The organism is Halalkalibaculum roseum, assembly GCF_011059145.1.
In the GTDB taxonomy this organism is placed as follows: domain Bacteria; phylum Bacteroidota; class Rhodothermia; order Balneolales; family Balneolaceae; genus Halalkalibaculum; species Halalkalibaculum roseum.
Map to the genome: position 1 here is coordinate 408019 of NZ_JAALLT010000003.1, position 18223 is coordinate 426241.

Consider the following 18223-nt stretch of genomic DNA (forward strand, 5'->3'; position numbering starts at 1 on the left):
ATTATGAAAACATTCAACTTTAAGTCATTGGTTTTGTTGCTGGTAGCCGGTTCGGTGACCTTTGTCAGCTGTGCTGACCTATCGGTTCAAAATGTCAATGAACCAACACGAGAAGTAGTTGAAGGTAATGCAGAGAACCAAACCAAACTGCTTGCCGGTGGATTTTATGATCTCACCACAGCTATCGTATCCAATTCAGGTGTCAACATAAATATGTTGGCTGACCAGAATACATCGACCAATAACTTCAATGCTTATTGGGATTACACTGATGAGCCCAGAAGACGACTGAATCCGACTCCGAGCAGTAACAACCCGGATGTCTTCACCGACTTTTTCGGTGGATTCAACTCCAGTGTGGCTACGGCGAATATCTTCATTAACAACATTGTAAATGAGGGTCAAACTGTTACCAACCCGGCCGGAGACGACGTAACCGATGATATCCTGGCACAGGCTTATTTCTTAAGAGGCCTTGCTTATGGGTACCTTGGTTTAATGTACGATCAGGCCTACCTGATTGATGAGAACTTTGTAGTGGGCGAAGATGAACCTTCATTTGTCCCCTATGCGGATCTCATTGCAGGTGCAAAAGCAGACCTTGACCAGGCCATTTCACTTGCTGCCGGATCGAGTACTTTTACTTTCAACTCCATGCCTAACCCGGTTGACAGCTGGGATGCAGATGAATTTATTGATATTGCCAATTCGTTTGCAGCCCGCATTCTTGCCGGTCAGGCTCGTACAGCTGCTGAACGCGACCAGCTCGATTGGGCTACAATTCGAGGCTACGCTGAGAAAGGACTTGGCGGACCTGATGCCCGTTCCAGCCTTGGTGTATTCAAGAACCAGAATATCGGTTCCAGTGGTGAGTTCGCCAACTATCTGGCTGACTGGTCCAACTTCGTAGTTGCCGGTGGCTTCTCAGGTGCAGGACAGGGACACGGTTACAATCCGACCGACGTAAAAGTGATTCACATGATGGATCCAAATTACCCTGTGGAATATCCGGAAAGTGAGGCAAGCGGTTCTTCTGCAAGTCTTGCTGCTTCCGATACCCAGGATCCGCGTATAGATTACTTCCAGTATACCACGAATCCTGGCTTCCTGAACCCTGCACGTAATGCACGGCTTTACAGCAACTATTTCAGTGCAAGAAACTTTGCTGAAAACGACTGGTGGCCGGCTGAAAATTCAGTGATCTTTTTCACAGATACTGAAAACCTATTACTGCTAGCTGAAGCGCAACTGCTTACCGACAGTCCTGTACTGGCGGCTCAAACCATCAACAGTACTCCTTCCGGAGACGGTGAAACCACTCTTGGCTTTACCTTCCCGGCTGAAAGACTGGGTTATATTGAAGATGCCACGCTATCCGGCGGGTACACCATGGACGGTACCGAAAGTGTTGCCGAATTCCAGTGGGCACTTCTTCGTGAGTACTCTGTGGAAATTCACTTGCTGGGCGGCACAAGCCCGCAATGGTTTCTCATGAGACGTCACGACATGCTGCAAGTTGGAACCGCAACCATGCTTCCTGTTCCCGGCTCTGAGCTGGAAATCAGAGGGCTGGACGGTTATACCTTTGGCGGACCTGACTTTGCCGGTGATGTAGGTACCTCTGACGGTGCCAATAGCTGGAAGAACCTGGCGCAAGCTGCCGGTCTGGCCAAATCCGTAGCCAAGACTTCGGATGTAAGTTACTCTCCGCTGCAGCCTGACAATGGTCGTTCAGATATTGATAATACCAGAACGGCTCGTAACAAGGGAGCAGGAGATCACTAAGAATCCAATTCCCCTAATTACTTTAAAGCCTCCGCCTCCGGGTGGGGGCTTTTTTTTGCTTTTTATTTTGGGGTGTGGTCTGCCCTTTCGACTCACCAACAAAACTCTCAGATAGATGCATCTATAAGATATCATCCGTTTATAGTAGGTACCGGTATTCCAAAACTATGGGAGGCTAAACTATAATAACCTTAAGGTACTTCTACCGTAATTTTAGCAGGATATTCAGAAGAGGTTTTTACGGTAAATGCCGTTGAGTCGGGTCGTTGTAGGATCAGCGTGCCAAAGGCCAGCATACGATAACGCTCATTTATTTTAACGCGTGCCAGAGTAGTATCTTTTCTGGTATGTGCCAGATCAATGGAGTTACCGAGTCTGATAGCAATGGAAAAATCATTTACCGGCTTATAGCGCTGCTCCCTTGAACTATCTTTTTTAACGATATAGTAGACCTCTTTACTTGCGGGCAAGGAGTATGCATCCTGCTTAGATTTCATAAAATTCTGGTAATGTGTATAACGAACGCCATCCACTTCGATCCATGCCTCATCTTTTATCTCATCGATATTCCTAAAGTCAATTTCAATGACTCTACCGGTGTACGTATGTTCAGAGGTGCAAGCAGCAGCAAGCAAAACCAAAGGTAACATCAGGCAGAACAATAGAGTGCTTTTGCCTCTCTTTAGTGTATTCTTCATTGTGATCAGTATTGTTAGCAATTAGGATATAACCACCCGGTCCGTGGTAAATAACCGGGCTAAATTACTTATAATTGGCCATAATTTCATTGCCTCGGTACGCATTTACATCAATTCTTTGAAGGCCTGCTTCATATGTGGTATTGATCGCTTGTATAAGTTGATTGGTAAAAATGGCATTACCGCGGGGATTAAGCGTATACCCATCACTGGAAAAAATACCATACCTATTAAACTCCATACCTAGCCGAACACCATTAAAGAGATAGGCTCCCTCATTTACAGCATTGATAATGGACTTCAAATCAACCAAATGAATTCTTTCATTCGATGAAACCAGATTCTCAATGATGTTATTGTATGCCGCAACCCTTTGATTGATGATTTCTATTTCAGGTTCAGTCAGCACCTGGGCATCGGAAAGCGGTTCTATTCCAGATAATGATGAAGATTCGTTCAACTGCGGTTCGGTTTTATAAAGAACCAATTCACCTTCCTTGAGCTGCCTCCATTTGGGGATAACAGTACCGTCATTTAAGCTTGCCTCGTTCAGATACTCATCTACGATAACTCTAGCCCTGTTATTGGGACTAATCTGTGGATATCCCATGGGATCCACGATTATGCGCGGACGATCGAGCTCAGCGGGTGCTCCACCATCTTCCACATCGTTATACTGAAATACATCGTAGTTAAAATCAGTATAATGCGATCCTACTTCTCCGAGGTAACCGGAGGAATACTTCTCTATTTCCAGGGCATAGCTGATGGTTTGAAAATATGGAGCCTGTAGAGGATTAAAGAGATTGGCAATAAATATATCACTCTGAGTTTCCTGCAGAAGTCTGTTAATAATTTCATTGACAGCATTTTCAAATACCGACACCGGAGTCAGATCCGAATCACCGATCATTACCGGGTCCGGGTTTGCATTACCGGCTGCTCCATTCAGGGCGTAATTCAGAATATCCTGATAACCAAGATGGATCAGCACTGCAGTGGGTTGCCTCTGTATTATCAGGTCCAAAAGAGTGGCACTACCGAGACCCAGCCTGTTATAATAGGCATTTTGGACCAATGCAAGGTTGCTGTCCACCTCAAAACTTTTAAGTCCGGGGATTGAGAAATCTTTTAAATTATCAGGCGATCCTCCCCATTCGGTAACCTGTTCACCTTCTGATGGGTTTCTTGCGGGATAAATGCTAAGCGGAGTACGGTACAGAAGACTGTACTTTCCTTTCAAAACTTCTTCACCTTCGGAGGCTTCTGCATTATAGCCCATTTCACCGGCTATTTCGGCCTGTTGAAATACCGGCTCTGAGTATATCTCATTGAGCTTGTTGCCGAATATATTCGCATAGGAATATTCCTGCCCACCGTTGTAAAGTGCACCATCCATGTACCCTGAAGCATAGGTATCACCAAGCACATAGAATTCAGAAAAAGTTTCGGGCAGGCCTTCGCCCTCATTCGAAACCGGTTCTTCCGGGAACTGGTAGGAACAAGAGACAAAACCCGTAGAAAGAATCAGAATTACTAAAACAAAAGTTTTTCGCTTGTATGTGTTTGTAGTTGCGGTCATTTAATTACCTCCCGGACTGAACGTAAAAGTTGTAAACAGAATACTGCCGATAGCGGGACCGCCAAAGGTATCATAGTAAGGGGTTACACCAAGATTCGTAATTCCTGTCTTTAATCGTGACTGAATTGCCGGGAACCTGATATTGAATTGAAAATCAAAATGGCCATAAGCCGGTACCCTTCCGTCCAGAAAAGAACTTTGCCAATCATACCCGTTACGAGCCCTAAAAGTCATTTTAAAGCCACCGTTGGTAACCAGATCTCTGGCACCCCATTCAAAATTTATTTTCAGTGGAGGGGTGTTGTATCCCGGAATAATAGGATCGCTAGTTTCTTTGGTGAGCTGTGTCCAGGTTCCGTTCAAGCTACTCATAAAATTTCCTGAGGTATATTGAATATCAAATGATACCCCTTGAGCTGTTACGCGTCCCTCAGAATTACTGTATACGTAATAACGTTCATTTTCGCTAACGCGGTTTATTTGTCCCGCAGCGGCAAAAAGATCGGTGACCGGACTGGTTCTCGGTTTAACAAATCGTTTGATTCCAATGAAACCGTCATAGAGACTTACAAAGTAATTAAGATCAACATAGAGTCGTTCATTAATCAGCTGGCGATAACCCAATTCGAGTGAGTTGGTTATCTCAGGTTCAATGGTAGGAAGTCCATCTTCACTCAGAATACCTTGTTCTAATATATTCAGGTGGTTTAATTCTGCCTGTTCCCGGTTATAACCTCCCGAAAGAGGCCTGAGATCCAAGGATACTGCACGGTTAAAATCCTCTACCGATTGAACCGTAAATGCATTCAATGGTAGCTCATAGTTTCCATTTATTTGTGAGAGACCGCCGAGCAGCCTTGCTTTACCCAGGTTCGAATTGATAAACTGTTCGCGTACGGTAGGATAACGGAAACCATTTTGGAAAGAGAACCGAAAGTAATGTTTCTCTCTGAGATTATAGTTAAAACCAACCTCCTGGCTTAGCTTGTAATCAAAATTTTCATTTTTATCGTAACGGACTGCTGCAATACTATTCAGATTATCATCAAGAAAACTCTTCTCAAACTGCAAGAATAGCCCATATTCATAGTTGGTGATATCGTTACCGGTAGTATCAGGAAAAATGGTCCCTTTTGATTCCAGGTCATAATAGCGAATAGAGCTTCCTGCCGTAACATCCAGTCCTTCCAGGACATCCTCAAATCGATTACTGACATCGGTGTGATACAATATAGAATTGTCTACAATACCTGCTCCCTCACTGAATCCGGTAATATTCTTTAATCGATGCAGTTGCTCTTTATATTCCGGGGTACCCGGTTCCAAGCGTGAGACAGCCTCACTGCCTGATAAAAGTGTAGAGCCACTATCGGCATAATCTCTTGCGGCCTCAACACTTCCTTTGGGAATTCCAAATATAGGACGTCCATTTTGGTAAACCAGTTCGAAATCACGGAACCAGTTTATATCATTTTTAGCATAAGAAATCAGTTCATTAGCCAGTATATTCACGTTGTAGGAGTTACCGGAATATTGCGTGGTCGCATAACCACGTATCATAAAGTTGTGAAGATTCAGCTCTGAATGCACCTGATACATTTCAAAGTCTTCCAAACGTACTCTGCTGTCACCGGTATAGAGTGTGTTGGTATATCCATATCTACCCTGCACGCTTACCCGGGACTGTTCATTAAATTTATAATGAAGAGAGGCTCCCACTTTTCTGGTTGCTATATCATAATCCACCAGATCTTCTTCTCTGTAACCTGTCCGGCTCACCGGGACGAAACCTTCCTCTATTTCAAAACCGACCGGCAACAGACTAAAGCTTTCATCGCCATATAAATTGACACCATTATAACCGGGATCTCTCAATAGGTTTTCGGTCCACTTCTTATCGGATCTTAGGTTTTCATAGTTATTAGCTGACCAATCAGTACCCGTTATCATCGTACCCGTGATTTTAAATGCAAACTTCTCTCCTACCGCTTGTGCATAGCGAAGTCCAAAATCATAAATCCCTTCGCCCTCTACGCCCCAGGCGTCAGCGCCACCCAGTTTAAAGTCATGAGTCCCAACTTGCGCATTGAAAGAGAAGCCCTGGCTCACAAAGGGATCTTTGGAATGTGTGAGAAGAACTCCGCTCATGGCACTGGAACCGTATTGGGTTGTGGAGGGGCCAATGAGGAGCTCCATGGATGCAATATCCAGATCAGAGGGACCCATTAAATTTCCAAGCGGGAAACCAAGACCCGGTGCCTGGTTGTCGATACCATCAGTAAGCTGCAAAAAACGGGGGTTAGCGGTTGAGTTAAAACCGCGCGTACTGATAGATTGGAGATTAATACTTTGAGTGGAAACATCCACTTCCCGCATCGTCGAAACAAGATCAAAAGCACTCATCGAGGCGATTTCCCTGATTTCAAGATTCGAAATTTTATCGATGGTGCCGGTATTTTTCAACTCATCTTCACTTACTATTTCGGATATCACATAGATCTCTTCACCTTCTACCGATTCCGGCAATAATTCCACTTTGATTCGGCGATAGGTAGGATCCGTGATGGTTAATTCCTTTGTTTGGTAGGATATGTGGGAAAACCTCAGTCTGAAGGGGACCGAGAATCGGAATGTAAACTCGAAAGATCCATCCAGGTCGGTGGCTGTCCCAATGGATCTCTCCAAAGTTGCGTTTGGGCTTGCCGGAAGCACCTGTACGGTTGCGAATTCAATGGGGTTTCCGTTGGTCTTATCGATTACATTTCCGCCCAGCCTGATATAGTTACTCTCTGCTTGAGCACGCAACACAAATACGGTATCGGGACGGTAGATTGTGCTTGTATTGATGCTGACGTAATCAGGATGATTCACTGAAAAAACCAGCCGGTTCGAATGATTGAGATTTAGGGTAGTATTCAGTTGAAAACGACCGTCGCCTCCGGACTTATCAATTAAATCGGTCTCTACCGTCTCTCCATCAATTGATTGTAGCCTAACCTCAGCCATACCAATGGGTTCATCATCACGTACCGATAATACTCTTCCCTCGAGCTGCACCTCCTTAAGTGCACTCTCCAGCTCAATCATTATAGTTCTATTTAGCTCTTCACCTAATGAATATTCGATTGTTTTGAACAGGTATTCGGGATGCCGTACCGTGATTGTGAACGGACGAATTTTTGGTATGGCGGCTGTAAAGGAACCTTCCGAGTTTGAAGTGAGTATGATCTGTTCAACATCGGAGTTCCCGGGAAAGGAGATGGTAATTCTTGCCTGACTCACAGGTCTTTGGTCAGTTTCATCATATATAGTACCTATTAAAGTATCGGCTTGTACCTGGCAAAAAGCAGAAAATTGACCGGCAATAAAAAGAGATAGAAACAGCAGAAAGGCTGAAATATATCTCATAAACGGTAAGTGATTCATGGCTTAAGTAACGTAATGCCTTTCTTGATGACTAAATATATAAGCCTGCAAGTTGCAGCAGAGGTAATGAAGCAATGGTTCTATTGTCATCCCAATAATAAATGCCGACTCAATTCGAAGGGAAGGTTTACAGACTTTTAAAGATAATGCTTCCCTGATATCTTTATATGCTAGATAGAAAAATTATTTTTTGAATGCTACATAATATTGCAGAAATATATTACCAATTGAATTTATCCCCGAAAATATTCGGACATCTGCGTGAGTATTCTTTCCTGTATCTTAAAATGTAGCTAGTGGAATAGGTTGATAAAACTATTAGTGTGAATCTTTTTACACTCCTACCACTTTATTTTTTCACCATCACACATGCGATTAAGACTTATCAAAAATTACAATTTTTCAGTTTGCTAGAGTTTGAATGAATCAACTAAACAATTGAATAAAAATTTCTATATGTTCTTGAAAATAATGTTTTAACAAATAGCGAATATTGCTATCCAGGTTGTCCCATAGCTCTTCAAAGTACCCGGTGCTTACAGGTTTACTTGTACTGCTGTATTCAGTTATCCTACCCGGCTGCCAGAATCAACATGAACTAAAATGGGAGCAGGGTGATAATTATAGGCGGGCCGAACTTCCGGAATTTAACTCCCAAAATGTGGGGTTCTCAGCCCTGTCTGCAAGGGAGACCAATATCGATTTCATCAATACACTTCCTGAAGACGATATAGTTGAAAACCGTCATCTTCTTAATGGATCCGGGGTAGCTGCCGGGGATATCGATGATGACGGATTTGTAGATCTTTATTTCACCCACTTAAACGGAGCAAATGAGCTGTTCCGGAATACGGGAGGCATGCAGTTCGAAAATATTACTGAAACGGCAGGTGTTGCTCTTGACGATTATTACTCAACAGGTGCAACCTTTTCAGACGTGACCGGTGATGGAAAACTTGACTTGCTGGTGACTACCAATAATAGTGGAACCTTTTTATATGAAAACGATGGCAATGGTAATTTCAGCCTGATCAAAGATTCCGGACTAAATTCTAATAGCGGTAAAGGAGGCACAACCTTAACTCTGGCAGATATAGACGGAGATTCCGATCTGGACCTATATGTGACGAATTACAAACAACAATCCGTGCGTGACATATATAATCCCAGGGATTTACAGTGGAACCGCATTGTGAAGAGAAGTAACGGAAAGTATGTGATAAAGCCCCCGTACGACAAGCATTATACCGTTATTGAACAGAGAGGCGTGGTCGGCCGATATGAATACGGGGAAAGTGATGAGTTGTACATTAACCGTGGAGATGGAAAGTTTAAACAAGTTACCCGGGCAGATAGCGTGTTTTTTGATACAGACGGTAAGCCTGTTTCACTTCCAAAAGATTGGGGATTGACAGCTAAATTTTATGATATCAATGATGACGGATTTCAAGACCTGTATGTTTGCAATGATTTCTGGACGCCCGATCGCATTTGGATCAACCGGGGAGACGGTTCATTCAAAGCGATTGATAAATTAGCCATACGTTCGCTTAGTGCTTCGTCAATGGGCGTCGCTTTCTCGGATATCGACAGAGACGGACATACCGATTTCTTCACAACTGATATGCTAAGTACCAGGCATTCTAGTCGAATGCGCCAAATCGCTACTGAGGAACCCGTACCCCCTGAAATCGGTGCTATAGACAACCGACCGCTCTACATGAGAAATATGCTCTTTCATAACCGGGGTGATAATACCTTTGAGGAAATTGCACAATATAGTGGTGTAGCAGCTAGTGAATGGTCATGGGCTACCAATTTCATGGATATCGACCTGGACGGTTATGAAGATATATTTGTGACGACCGGAAATGCCTACGACGTTCAGGATGCGGACGTAGCTGCCAGAATTTCCCAAGGAAACTTCCGCAACTGGAAAGAAGCCCAGGAAACTATTCTGACCTATCCAACCCTAAAACTTAAAAACAGGTTTTTTAAAAACGACGGCGATCTGACTTTTACAGATAAAACAGATGACTGGGGAATAGATTCCAGGGATATATCTAATGGTGCAGCCACAGCGGACCTCGATAATGACGGGGATCTGGATATAATCCTGAACCGGTTAAATGAGGATGCCGTCATCTATCGCAATGATGTGTCCAAACCTCGCATAGCAATCCGTCTTGTTGGGAATAATCAAAATTTCCAGGCAATAGGTGCGAGGGTTATGCTTCAAAATGGGGACAAAATACAGCAAAAAGAGATCAGTTCAGGTGGTGGTTATTTATCCGGCTCTGATCCACTGACTGTTTTCAGTACCGATTTAAACGAGTCATATAACCTGACAATAAAATGGCCTGATGGTAGGAAAAGCAGTTATAAAGACATACGTGCCAACCATATTTATGAGATCGCAAAACCTACTGATACTGATTCTATCAAGTCGAATGTTTCTGAAAGTGATTCCACCTTCTTTTTTAAGGAGGAGTCTGATCGGGTGAACTACAAACATCATGAAGAATCATACCAGGATTTCAAGCTTCAACCCCTTTTACCATACAAATTAAGCCGCCTCGGCCCCGGTGTTTCATGGATTGACTATAATTCTGACGGTATTGAAAATTTATTTGTCAGTTCCGGGAAAGGTGGAGTAACCGGCATTTTCGAGGATGATGGAACTACGTTTAGCGAGGAGGAACTAGATCCTTTAACTGACCCGGCAACCGGTGACCAGACTACGATACTTGGATGGAAGCAGAATAATAAGGTACATCTTATTGTCGGTTCTGCTAATTTTGAACAGGGACGAACGGATGCACCTTCGGCTTATCATTATATCCTTAATAATGGTAAAGTTATTGATCAGGAATCCATACCCGGTGTTTTATCTACTACTGGTCCCTTGGCAATGGCTGATTATACCGGTGACGGGTTCTTGGATCTTTTCGTCGGCGGTACATTTAATCCGGGGCAATATCCCATCTCGGCCAGCTCTAGATTGTTTATAAATCAAAAGGGGAAATTTAAACCGGATACTAATAATACCGGTCTTTTAAAGAATATTGGGCTTGTCAAAAGCGCCACATTCAGCGATTATGATAAAGACGGTGATCCTGACCTGATCCTTGCCACAGAATGGGGCCCTATTAAAATTTTTGAAAATAATGAGGGTGCTTTTGCGGAACGATCCAGTCACCTTGGAATAGAGGAGTACACCGGCCTGTGGAATGGTGTAACTACGGGGGACATAAACAATGATGGCTTGCCCGATATTATTGCTACCAACCGAGGTCTTAATTCCGGGTACCAACTTAAAGGCGACAGTCCGCTCTATATATACTATGGGGATTCGGACAGAGACGGCAGACTTGAAATGTATGAGGCCTATAAGAGTGAAGAACTCGGTGAAATTGTACCCTTATATAATATGAATAAGGTTTCCACTTCCGACGAAGCGCTTAACAGGAAAGTATCATCTCATGCAGCTTACGGTGAAGCCTCTCTTTCTCAGATTATAGGTGCCGATCTGGAACGAGTACCCAATAAAGATGCCGCCACTCTGGCTCACATGCTTTTCATTAATACCGGAAATGGTTTCAGGACACAGCAGTTACCCTCAAAGGCTCAATTTTCAACCGCTCATTATGCAGGCATAGCAGATTTTGACGGAGATGGCAACGAAGATATCTTTTTGAGCCAAAACCTATTTGCAGTTCCGGCACAAAGCTCTCGAAGTGACGCAGGACGAGGCCTCTGGCTCAAGGGAGACGGAAATGCCAACTTCACAGCTGTAGATGGACACAAAACCGGAATCAAGGTTTACGGTGAGCAGCGGGGTGCAGCACTGGGTGACTACAATGATGATGGCAGAATAGATTTGGCGGTTTCACAGAATGGTACAGAGTTGAAACTTTATAAAAATATATCCGGCAAAAAGACACTTAGCGTAGAATTACTTGGCCCAGCTTCCAATGCCTGGGCCATCGGTTCCGGGGCTCGATTAGTATTTCCAAAAGGAAGAAAAGGTCCCTATAAAGAGATTCAGGCAGGCTCAGGTTATTGGTCCCAGAACAGCAGGTTGCTACTATTTGGCTACAATGAAGAACCGGTCAGCATCGAAATCAACTGGTTTGACGGTACCCGACAGAGAATAAAACTTGAAGAACTGCCGGAAGATCTTCAGTTGCAGGTTGAATATTCAAACACTCCAAAAAAGTAGACAGAGCGGACCTCCAAGTGATTATGGCTTCTTTTTGCAGTAGTTCAAAAACTTTGGCAATCACTATCCTGGTTGCAATCGTTGGATGCAGCCACCCCCAAACCGGTGAATGGCATAACGAAACCGACTACCGCTGGAAAGAGATGGGATCATCATTTCACTTTTTCCAACAAAATGGTTTCGAAGCAAAATCTCCGGATGAAACGGGTATATCATTTACAAACCGTTTGAAAAACGAACAAATTGAGAGAAATCGAAACCTATTGAATGGTTCAGGAGTTGCTGCAGGAGATATTGACGGTGATGGATGGATTGATCTTTACTTTGCCAAGCTGGATGGACCCAATAAACTGTATAAAAATCTGGGTAACTGGCAATTCCGGGATATTACCGCTCAGTCAGGACTTGGCCTCAGTAATCAATTTTCAACCGGGGTAAATTTCGCAGATATCGACGGGGATAGCGATCTGGATTTACTGGTTACCGCATTGGGCAGTACCAACAAGATTTTTATAAATAACGGCGAGGGTCAATTTCAGGAAATAGCGGGGGCGCTCGGAACCGGGGCTTACGGTAGTATGTCGTCGACTTTCGGTGATATTGACCGAGACGGTGACCTGGACTTGTATATCACCAACTATAAGCAAAAGTCTGCCAAAGATATCTATCCACGACAACGGGGATTTTCAGATATCATCAAGCAGGATGATCAGGGTAACTACTATATCCCGGATCATTTAAAACCCCATTATGAGTTTGAGCAGCGTGGAGATGTTATGCTATGGTTCGAAACAGGCGAAAATGATTTGCTATATGAGAATGATGGCACCGGTAACTTTACAGAGATTCCCTTTTCTTCAGGTGTTTTCGAAGATCAAGATGGAGAAGCAATCACTGCTCATAACGGCTGGGGACTTCACACCCGCTTTTTTGATATTAATGAAGATGGATATCCCGATCTGTATGTATGCAATGACTTTGAGACTCCCGATCGCATCTGGATAAATGACGGTGACGGAACCTTCACAGAAATAGATCCACTTGCCATCCGTCATCTCAGTCTCTCATCGATGTCCGTAGATATATCTGATATAAACCGTGACGGAGCATACGATATTTTTGTGGTTGAAATGTTAAGCAGAGATTATAGGCTTCGAAGCAAGCAACTCTCGACCATGATTCCGCTGCCGGATACCACAGGTACCATTTCCAATAGACCGCTCTACATGGGTAACACACTATTTTTAAATCGAAGTGATAATACCTTTTCAGAGATTGCAGAGTACAGCGGAGTAGCTGCATCAGAGTGGTCATGGGCAACCTCATTTCTTGACGTAGATCTGGACGGGTATGAGGATATAATCGTAGCTACGGGTAATTATTTCGATACCCAGGACCTCGATGCGAACAGTAAGATTGCGCGAAGAGAACAGATGGGCACCATTGATCCCACGCAAACCATGTTTGAGTATCCCAGCCTCGAATCACAAAATGTAGCTTTTAAAAACAATGGGAATCTACAGTTTAAAGATAAGAGCACTGAATGGGGTTTTGACGAAGATGATATTTCACATGGCCTGGCCTCAGCTGATCTAGATAATGACGGAGACCAGGACCTGGTTTTTAACCGATTGGGATCTGAAGCCGGCCTATTTGAAAACAAAGCTACAAAACCACGAATCAGGATCAGGCTTCAGGGTGAACAGCCTAACACCCATGGCATAGGCTCAACGATTGAAGTAAAAGTTGGCTCTCTAATCCAAAAAAAACAGGTGACGGCTTCCGGTTCCTATCTTTCAGGGTCTCCAGCTGACTATACATTCGCAGCTAGTGATGATTCTGTAATGAGTATTCGAATAACATGGCCCGATGGTTCAGTTAATACTATACCTGATGTACAGGCAAACCGATTTTATGAAATTATAAAGACGGTGAATAACTCAACTGCAGGCCATAATCAGAGTGATCAACTTTCTACCTACTTTAAAGATGTGAGTTCTAAGTTGCAGCATGAACATCAGGATCCATTTTTTGACGATTTTGAGGCCCAGCCGCTGCTCCCCTACCGGTTAAGTCAGCCCGGCCCTGCCGGGTCTTTTTTTGACGTCAACAAGGATGGATTTGACGATTTGTTGATCGGAACAGGGAAAAGCAGACATATGGCCTATTATCAAAATGACGAAAGGGGAAATTTTAAAGAAGTTTCTGACCCTGCCCTCTCTGAACATCTCGATAATGATCTTTCAGGAATATTAGGGTGGCACGATTCCAGGGGTACACACATAGTCACCGGGAATTACTTATATGAAGATAGCAGTACCGCCTCCCATTCGTTTAATATTTTTTCCGAAAGTAATTCTGATTTTTCGCGATCCTATACTCAAGAAATAAAATCGAACCCGGGAACAGCAACAGGACCACTGGCTATGGCTGATATTGATGCAGACGGTGACCTGGATCTTTTTGCCGGCAAACGTTTCAAGCCATATAACTATCCCGTCCCGGTATCTTCTCATTTATACATCAACAACAGCGGAAACTTCGAACCTGTGCAACAACAGGAAAATCCATTTGAAAAAGTAGGCTTGGTATCCGGAGCCGTATTCAGTGATCTGGACCTGGACGGGTATCCCGAATTGCTTTTAGCCACTGAGTGGGGACCAATAAAAATATTCAAAAATGAACAGGGTAAGTTTAGTGAGATTACTCATTCAACAATATTCGGTGGTCTAACCGGCCGGTGGAAGGGTATAACAACGGGAGATTTCAACAACGACGGGCGCCTTGATATCCTGGCAACCAATCAGGGGCTTAATGATTTCTACATGAGTAGAGATGAAAGTGAAAAGTACATGCTGTATGGGAATTTTGACAATAACGAAAACACAGAAATTATTGAAGCACATTACGAAAAGGATCTCAATGCAATCGTACCCAGTCGCAAGTTGCGCCTATTGGGAGCAGAAATTCCTTTTATTGGCAAACAGTTCTGGTCATTTGAGCAATTCAGTAATTCAACACTGCAGGAAATGACGGATAATGCTGCAGTGGAAATTGATACAGTAGAAATAAATACTGCAAAGACCATGCTGTTCCTCAATTTTCAAGACGGCTTTAGGACTGCCCCCCTGCCACAAGAGATACAATTTGCCTCTGGCTATTCAGCAGTTGTAATGGATTTCAATGCAGACGGAAATGAGGACCTCTTCCTGTCTCAGAACTTTTTTGGTACACGAACACAAGACCGGAGATCGGATGCCGGTAGAGGACTCTTATTACAGGGAGATGGAACCGGGAAGTTCAAAACGGTAGATGGAGTGAAATCAGGCATCAAAGTTTATGGAGAGCAACGGGCCGCCGCAGTAAGCGATTACAACCGCGACAACAGGATTGACCTGCTCGTGACTCAAAACAGTGCTCAAACAAAGTTATTTGAAAACCGGAGCTCCAAATCAGCCCTCAGGATTACGCTGAAAGGTGGCAAAGACAATCCAACTGCTATAGGTGCTGCAGCCAGGCTTTTATATGAAAAACACTCCGGTCCGCTGCGGGAAATAAAAGCTGGATCGGGGTACTGGTCTCAAAACTCCGCCGATCTACTTCTAGGATATCAAAACTATCCACGTGCTGTGCAAGTAAACTGGCCCGGTGGGAAAACTGATACCCTTACCCTGACACAAAAGTCCGATAATATCATTATATATAAGGACGGGACCATAGAATACAACTAACCGCACATGCGCGTTAATCCGGTTTATAATTAAAAGATATGTCTAAAGTTCATCTACTCCTTGGTGTTGTTGTTACACTTTTTATCTACAGTTTGGCAGGGTGCCAAAGCAAACAGCCTGTTAAGTTGAAGGACGGTACTGCTGAAATGGTAACAAGACTTGAAAAACTCAGCGAAAATGTAAATCCCAGAACCAATGAGTACGCAAATCTAAAGCGAGTAGAATATTACCGGAGTCTTCCCGAGCCGGAGAGGCCCGATCGAAATATACAATATCATGCCAGAATCGCCCAGGAACTACTTTATTCCGGACAGACGGAAGAAGCCATTGATAAGTTTAAAACAATTAGGGAAGCTCTCGAAAACCGCGATCTCAATGCCCCGCAATCATTTGTTACTACTATAGAAGAACTGTTGGCTATCTCTTATATGAGGCTGGGAGAACAGCAAAACTGCCTTCTCAATCACTCCTCATCCTCCTGCCTGATACCCATTGAGGGTGAAGGAGTACACAGCCTGACCGAGGGATCAGAGAAAGCTATTGAAGCTTATACCGAGATTCTGGAAAAACGTCCGAATGACATGGCTTCGCAATGGCTGCTGAACGTGGCCTACATGACCCTGGGGAAATACCCGGATGAAGTTCCTAATGAATGGCTCATTCCTAAAGACGTTTTCGATTCAGATTACGAGATCGGTAGATTTTACGATATCGCACCCGATCTGGGACTGGCTGAAATGGGACTATCAGGTGGCAGTATTACAGAAGATTTCAACAATGACGGTCATATAGACATCATGGCTTCTTCATGGGGGCTTGAAGATCAACTACAGTATTACCAAAACAATGGTGACGGTACTTTTACCAAGAAAACAAAAGAGGCCGGTCTTACGGGAATTACCGGGGGTCTTAATATGATTCATGCTGATTTTGATAACGATGGCTATGCTGATGTATTTGTTCTACGTGGAGCATGGCTGGCGAATGACGGTAAGCATCCAAACTCACTACTTCACAACAATGGAGACGGTACCTTTTCGGATGTAACGGAAAATGCTGGTCTCCTGAGCCGACACCCTACCCAAACCGCGGCATGGGGTGATTACAACAATGACGGCTGGCTGGATCTTTATATAGGCAATGAAAAAACTAGAAACAGTTATAACCCTTCCGAGCTCTATCGAAATAATGGTGACGGTACTTTTACCAATGTAGCTGTAGAAGTCGGTATCAACGCAACAGGATTTATAAAAGGAGTAGTATGGGGCGACTATAATAATGACGGCCTTCAGGATCTATATGTATCGCGTCTTGGTGAATCCAATTTACTTTATCACAACGATGGCGCTAAAGGTAACTCTTGGTCTTTTACTGAAGTTGCTGAAAAGGCAGGTGTACAGGAACCTATCCGAAGCTTCCCCACCTGGTTCTGGGATTACAATAATGACGGCTGGCTGGATATCTTTGTCTCAGGTTATTATGCCAACGCAGCCGATGTTGCCAATGAATACCTTGGTAAACCCACCCAGGCAACTATGCCAAGACTTTATGAAAACAACCATGATGGAACATTTGAGGATGTGACTCAAAAGGTCAAACTTAACAAGGTGCTGTACAGTATGGGCAGTAATTACGGAGACCTGGATAACGACGGGTATTCTGATTTCTATGTGGGAACCGGAGATCCCGATTTCCGGGCCTTGATGCCAAGCAGGATGTTTCGCAACAATGCCGGTAAAAACTTCCAGGAAGTGACAACAAGCGGTGGTTTTGGAAATATTCAAAAGGGACACGGGGTGTCATTTGCTGATCTGGACCACGACGGAGACCAGGATATTTTCATGGTTATGGGTGGAGCACTCAAGGGAGATACCTATCTCAATCTATTATTTGAGAACCCGGGTCATGACAATCACTGGCTCACATTGGATCTTGAGGGGGAAGCCTCCAATAGATCCGCAATAGGTGCTCGAATCAAGATAAGCGTGGAAGGCAGTGAAGGTACAGAATATGAAATTCACAAGACCGTCTCTACCGGAGGCAGTTTCGGTTCCAATTCTCTTCAACAGGAAATAGGGCTTGGAGATGCAGAGTCTGTCCGTTCTGTCTCAATAACCTGGCCTACAACAGGTAAGACGCAGACTTTTACCGATTTAGCAATGGATAGTCATTACAAGGTAAAAGAAGGTGAGAAACCAATAAATATATCTCGACCGACTTTTTCCTTAAGGGCCAATTAATACTCCATAACGCCCGCTTTGAACTCCGTCTCATAGTCATCAAAAATGGCATCGATGAACTCTTCTCTTTCGGGAGTTATCCGGATGTTATTCCAGCTTCCTGTGTTGTTATCAGTAGTACCCTGCAATTCCGCCGTGAAATTTAAATTGTGTACGGTAAACTCATCCATACCCCGGCGAAGTTTCTGACTTCTAATTTTTATTCTGAGACGGACATCCGATATCCCTGCCTCCTGTTCTGCGGTATTGGGCTCAAGGGTTTTCCAATACGTTTCAAAATAGAGACTAGAATTAGTCTCCTCCGTTCTATTCATACGGAACTGGTACTCATTCACAATAATTTTATCGGTATAAGACTTTATATCACTTGGAGTGACTCTTCTGATCGTCTCCTTCATTGTACCATCCCGCGCAGTCTGCTGCATACCCTGACAGCTGGTTAAAATTCCTAATACAACAAAACCAAGTACAAATTTTAATCTAAACATCATGACTTATCTCCTATTATGAATTAATGGCAAGATAAAAAAAGGGAACAC

Annotated in this window: 8 protein-coding genes; 4 read left to right on the forward strand and 4 right to left on the reverse strand. The window is 43.7% G+C overall.

The features are described from left to right. Positions 1–3 precede the first annotated feature (3 nt). On the forward strand, positions 4–1785 hold the full coding sequence (locus tag G3570_RS10280; RefSeq protein WP_165141970.1) for a RagB/SusD family nutrient uptake outer membrane protein: 1782 nt from the start codon (positions 4–6) through the stop codon (positions 1783–1785). Positions 1786–1976: 191 nt separating this feature from the next. Here G3570_RS10280 and G3570_RS10285 read toward each other — a convergent pair whose 3' ends face one another. From G3570_RS10285 to G3570_RS10295, 3 genes are all read right to left on the reverse strand, one after another. After that, a complete protein-coding gene (locus G3570_RS10285; protein WP_165141972.1) occupies positions 1977–2483 on the reverse strand; it encodes a hypothetical protein in 507 nt (168 codons plus the stop codon). A gap of 64 nt (positions 2484–2547) precedes the next feature. After that, complete coding sequence (locus tag G3570_RS10290) at positions 2548–4065, reverse strand: hypothetical protein (RefSeq protein WP_165141974.1); 1518 nt, start codon at positions 4063–4065, stop codon at positions 2548–2550. Then, positions 4066–7473 (reverse strand): TonB-dependent receptor, encoded by a 3408-nt coding sequence (locus tag G3570_RS10295; protein WP_165141976.1) that lies wholly within the window; start codon positions 7471–7473, stop codon positions 4066–4068. Between the two features lie 550 nt (positions 7474–8023). On the opposite strand from G3570_RS10295, the gene G3570_RS10300 reads away from it, so the two are divergent. The 3 genes from G3570_RS10300 to G3570_RS10310 are packed head-to-tail and all read left to right on the forward strand — an operon-like array spanning position 8024 to position 17684. Then, complete coding sequence (locus G3570_RS10300) at positions 8024–11713, forward strand: FG-GAP-like repeat-containing protein (protein ID WP_165141978.1); 3690 nt, start codon at positions 8024–8026, stop codon at positions 11711–11713. Positions 11714–11766: 53 nt separating this feature from the next. Then, positions 11767–15444, forward strand: a complete 3678-nt coding sequence (locus G3570_RS10305) for a CRTAC1 family protein (protein WP_249066962.1) — start codon at positions 11767–11769, stop codon at positions 15442–15444. A 38-nt stretch (positions 15445–15482) separates the two neighbouring features. Then, positions 15483–17684, forward strand: coding sequence for a CRTAC1 family protein (locus tag G3570_RS10310; protein WP_165141982.1), 2202 nt, complete (start codon positions 15483–15485; stop codon positions 17682–17684). On the opposite strand, the gene G3570_RS10315 is transcribed toward G3570_RS10310, so the two are convergent. Further along, complete coding sequence (locus G3570_RS10315; RefSeq protein WP_165141984.1) at positions 17681–18175, reverse strand: hypothetical protein; 495 nt, start codon at positions 18173–18175, stop codon at positions 17681–17683. The two genes, G3570_RS10310 and G3570_RS10315, sit on opposite strands and share 4 nt — an antisense overlap. Positions 18176–18223: the final 48 nt, after the last annotated feature.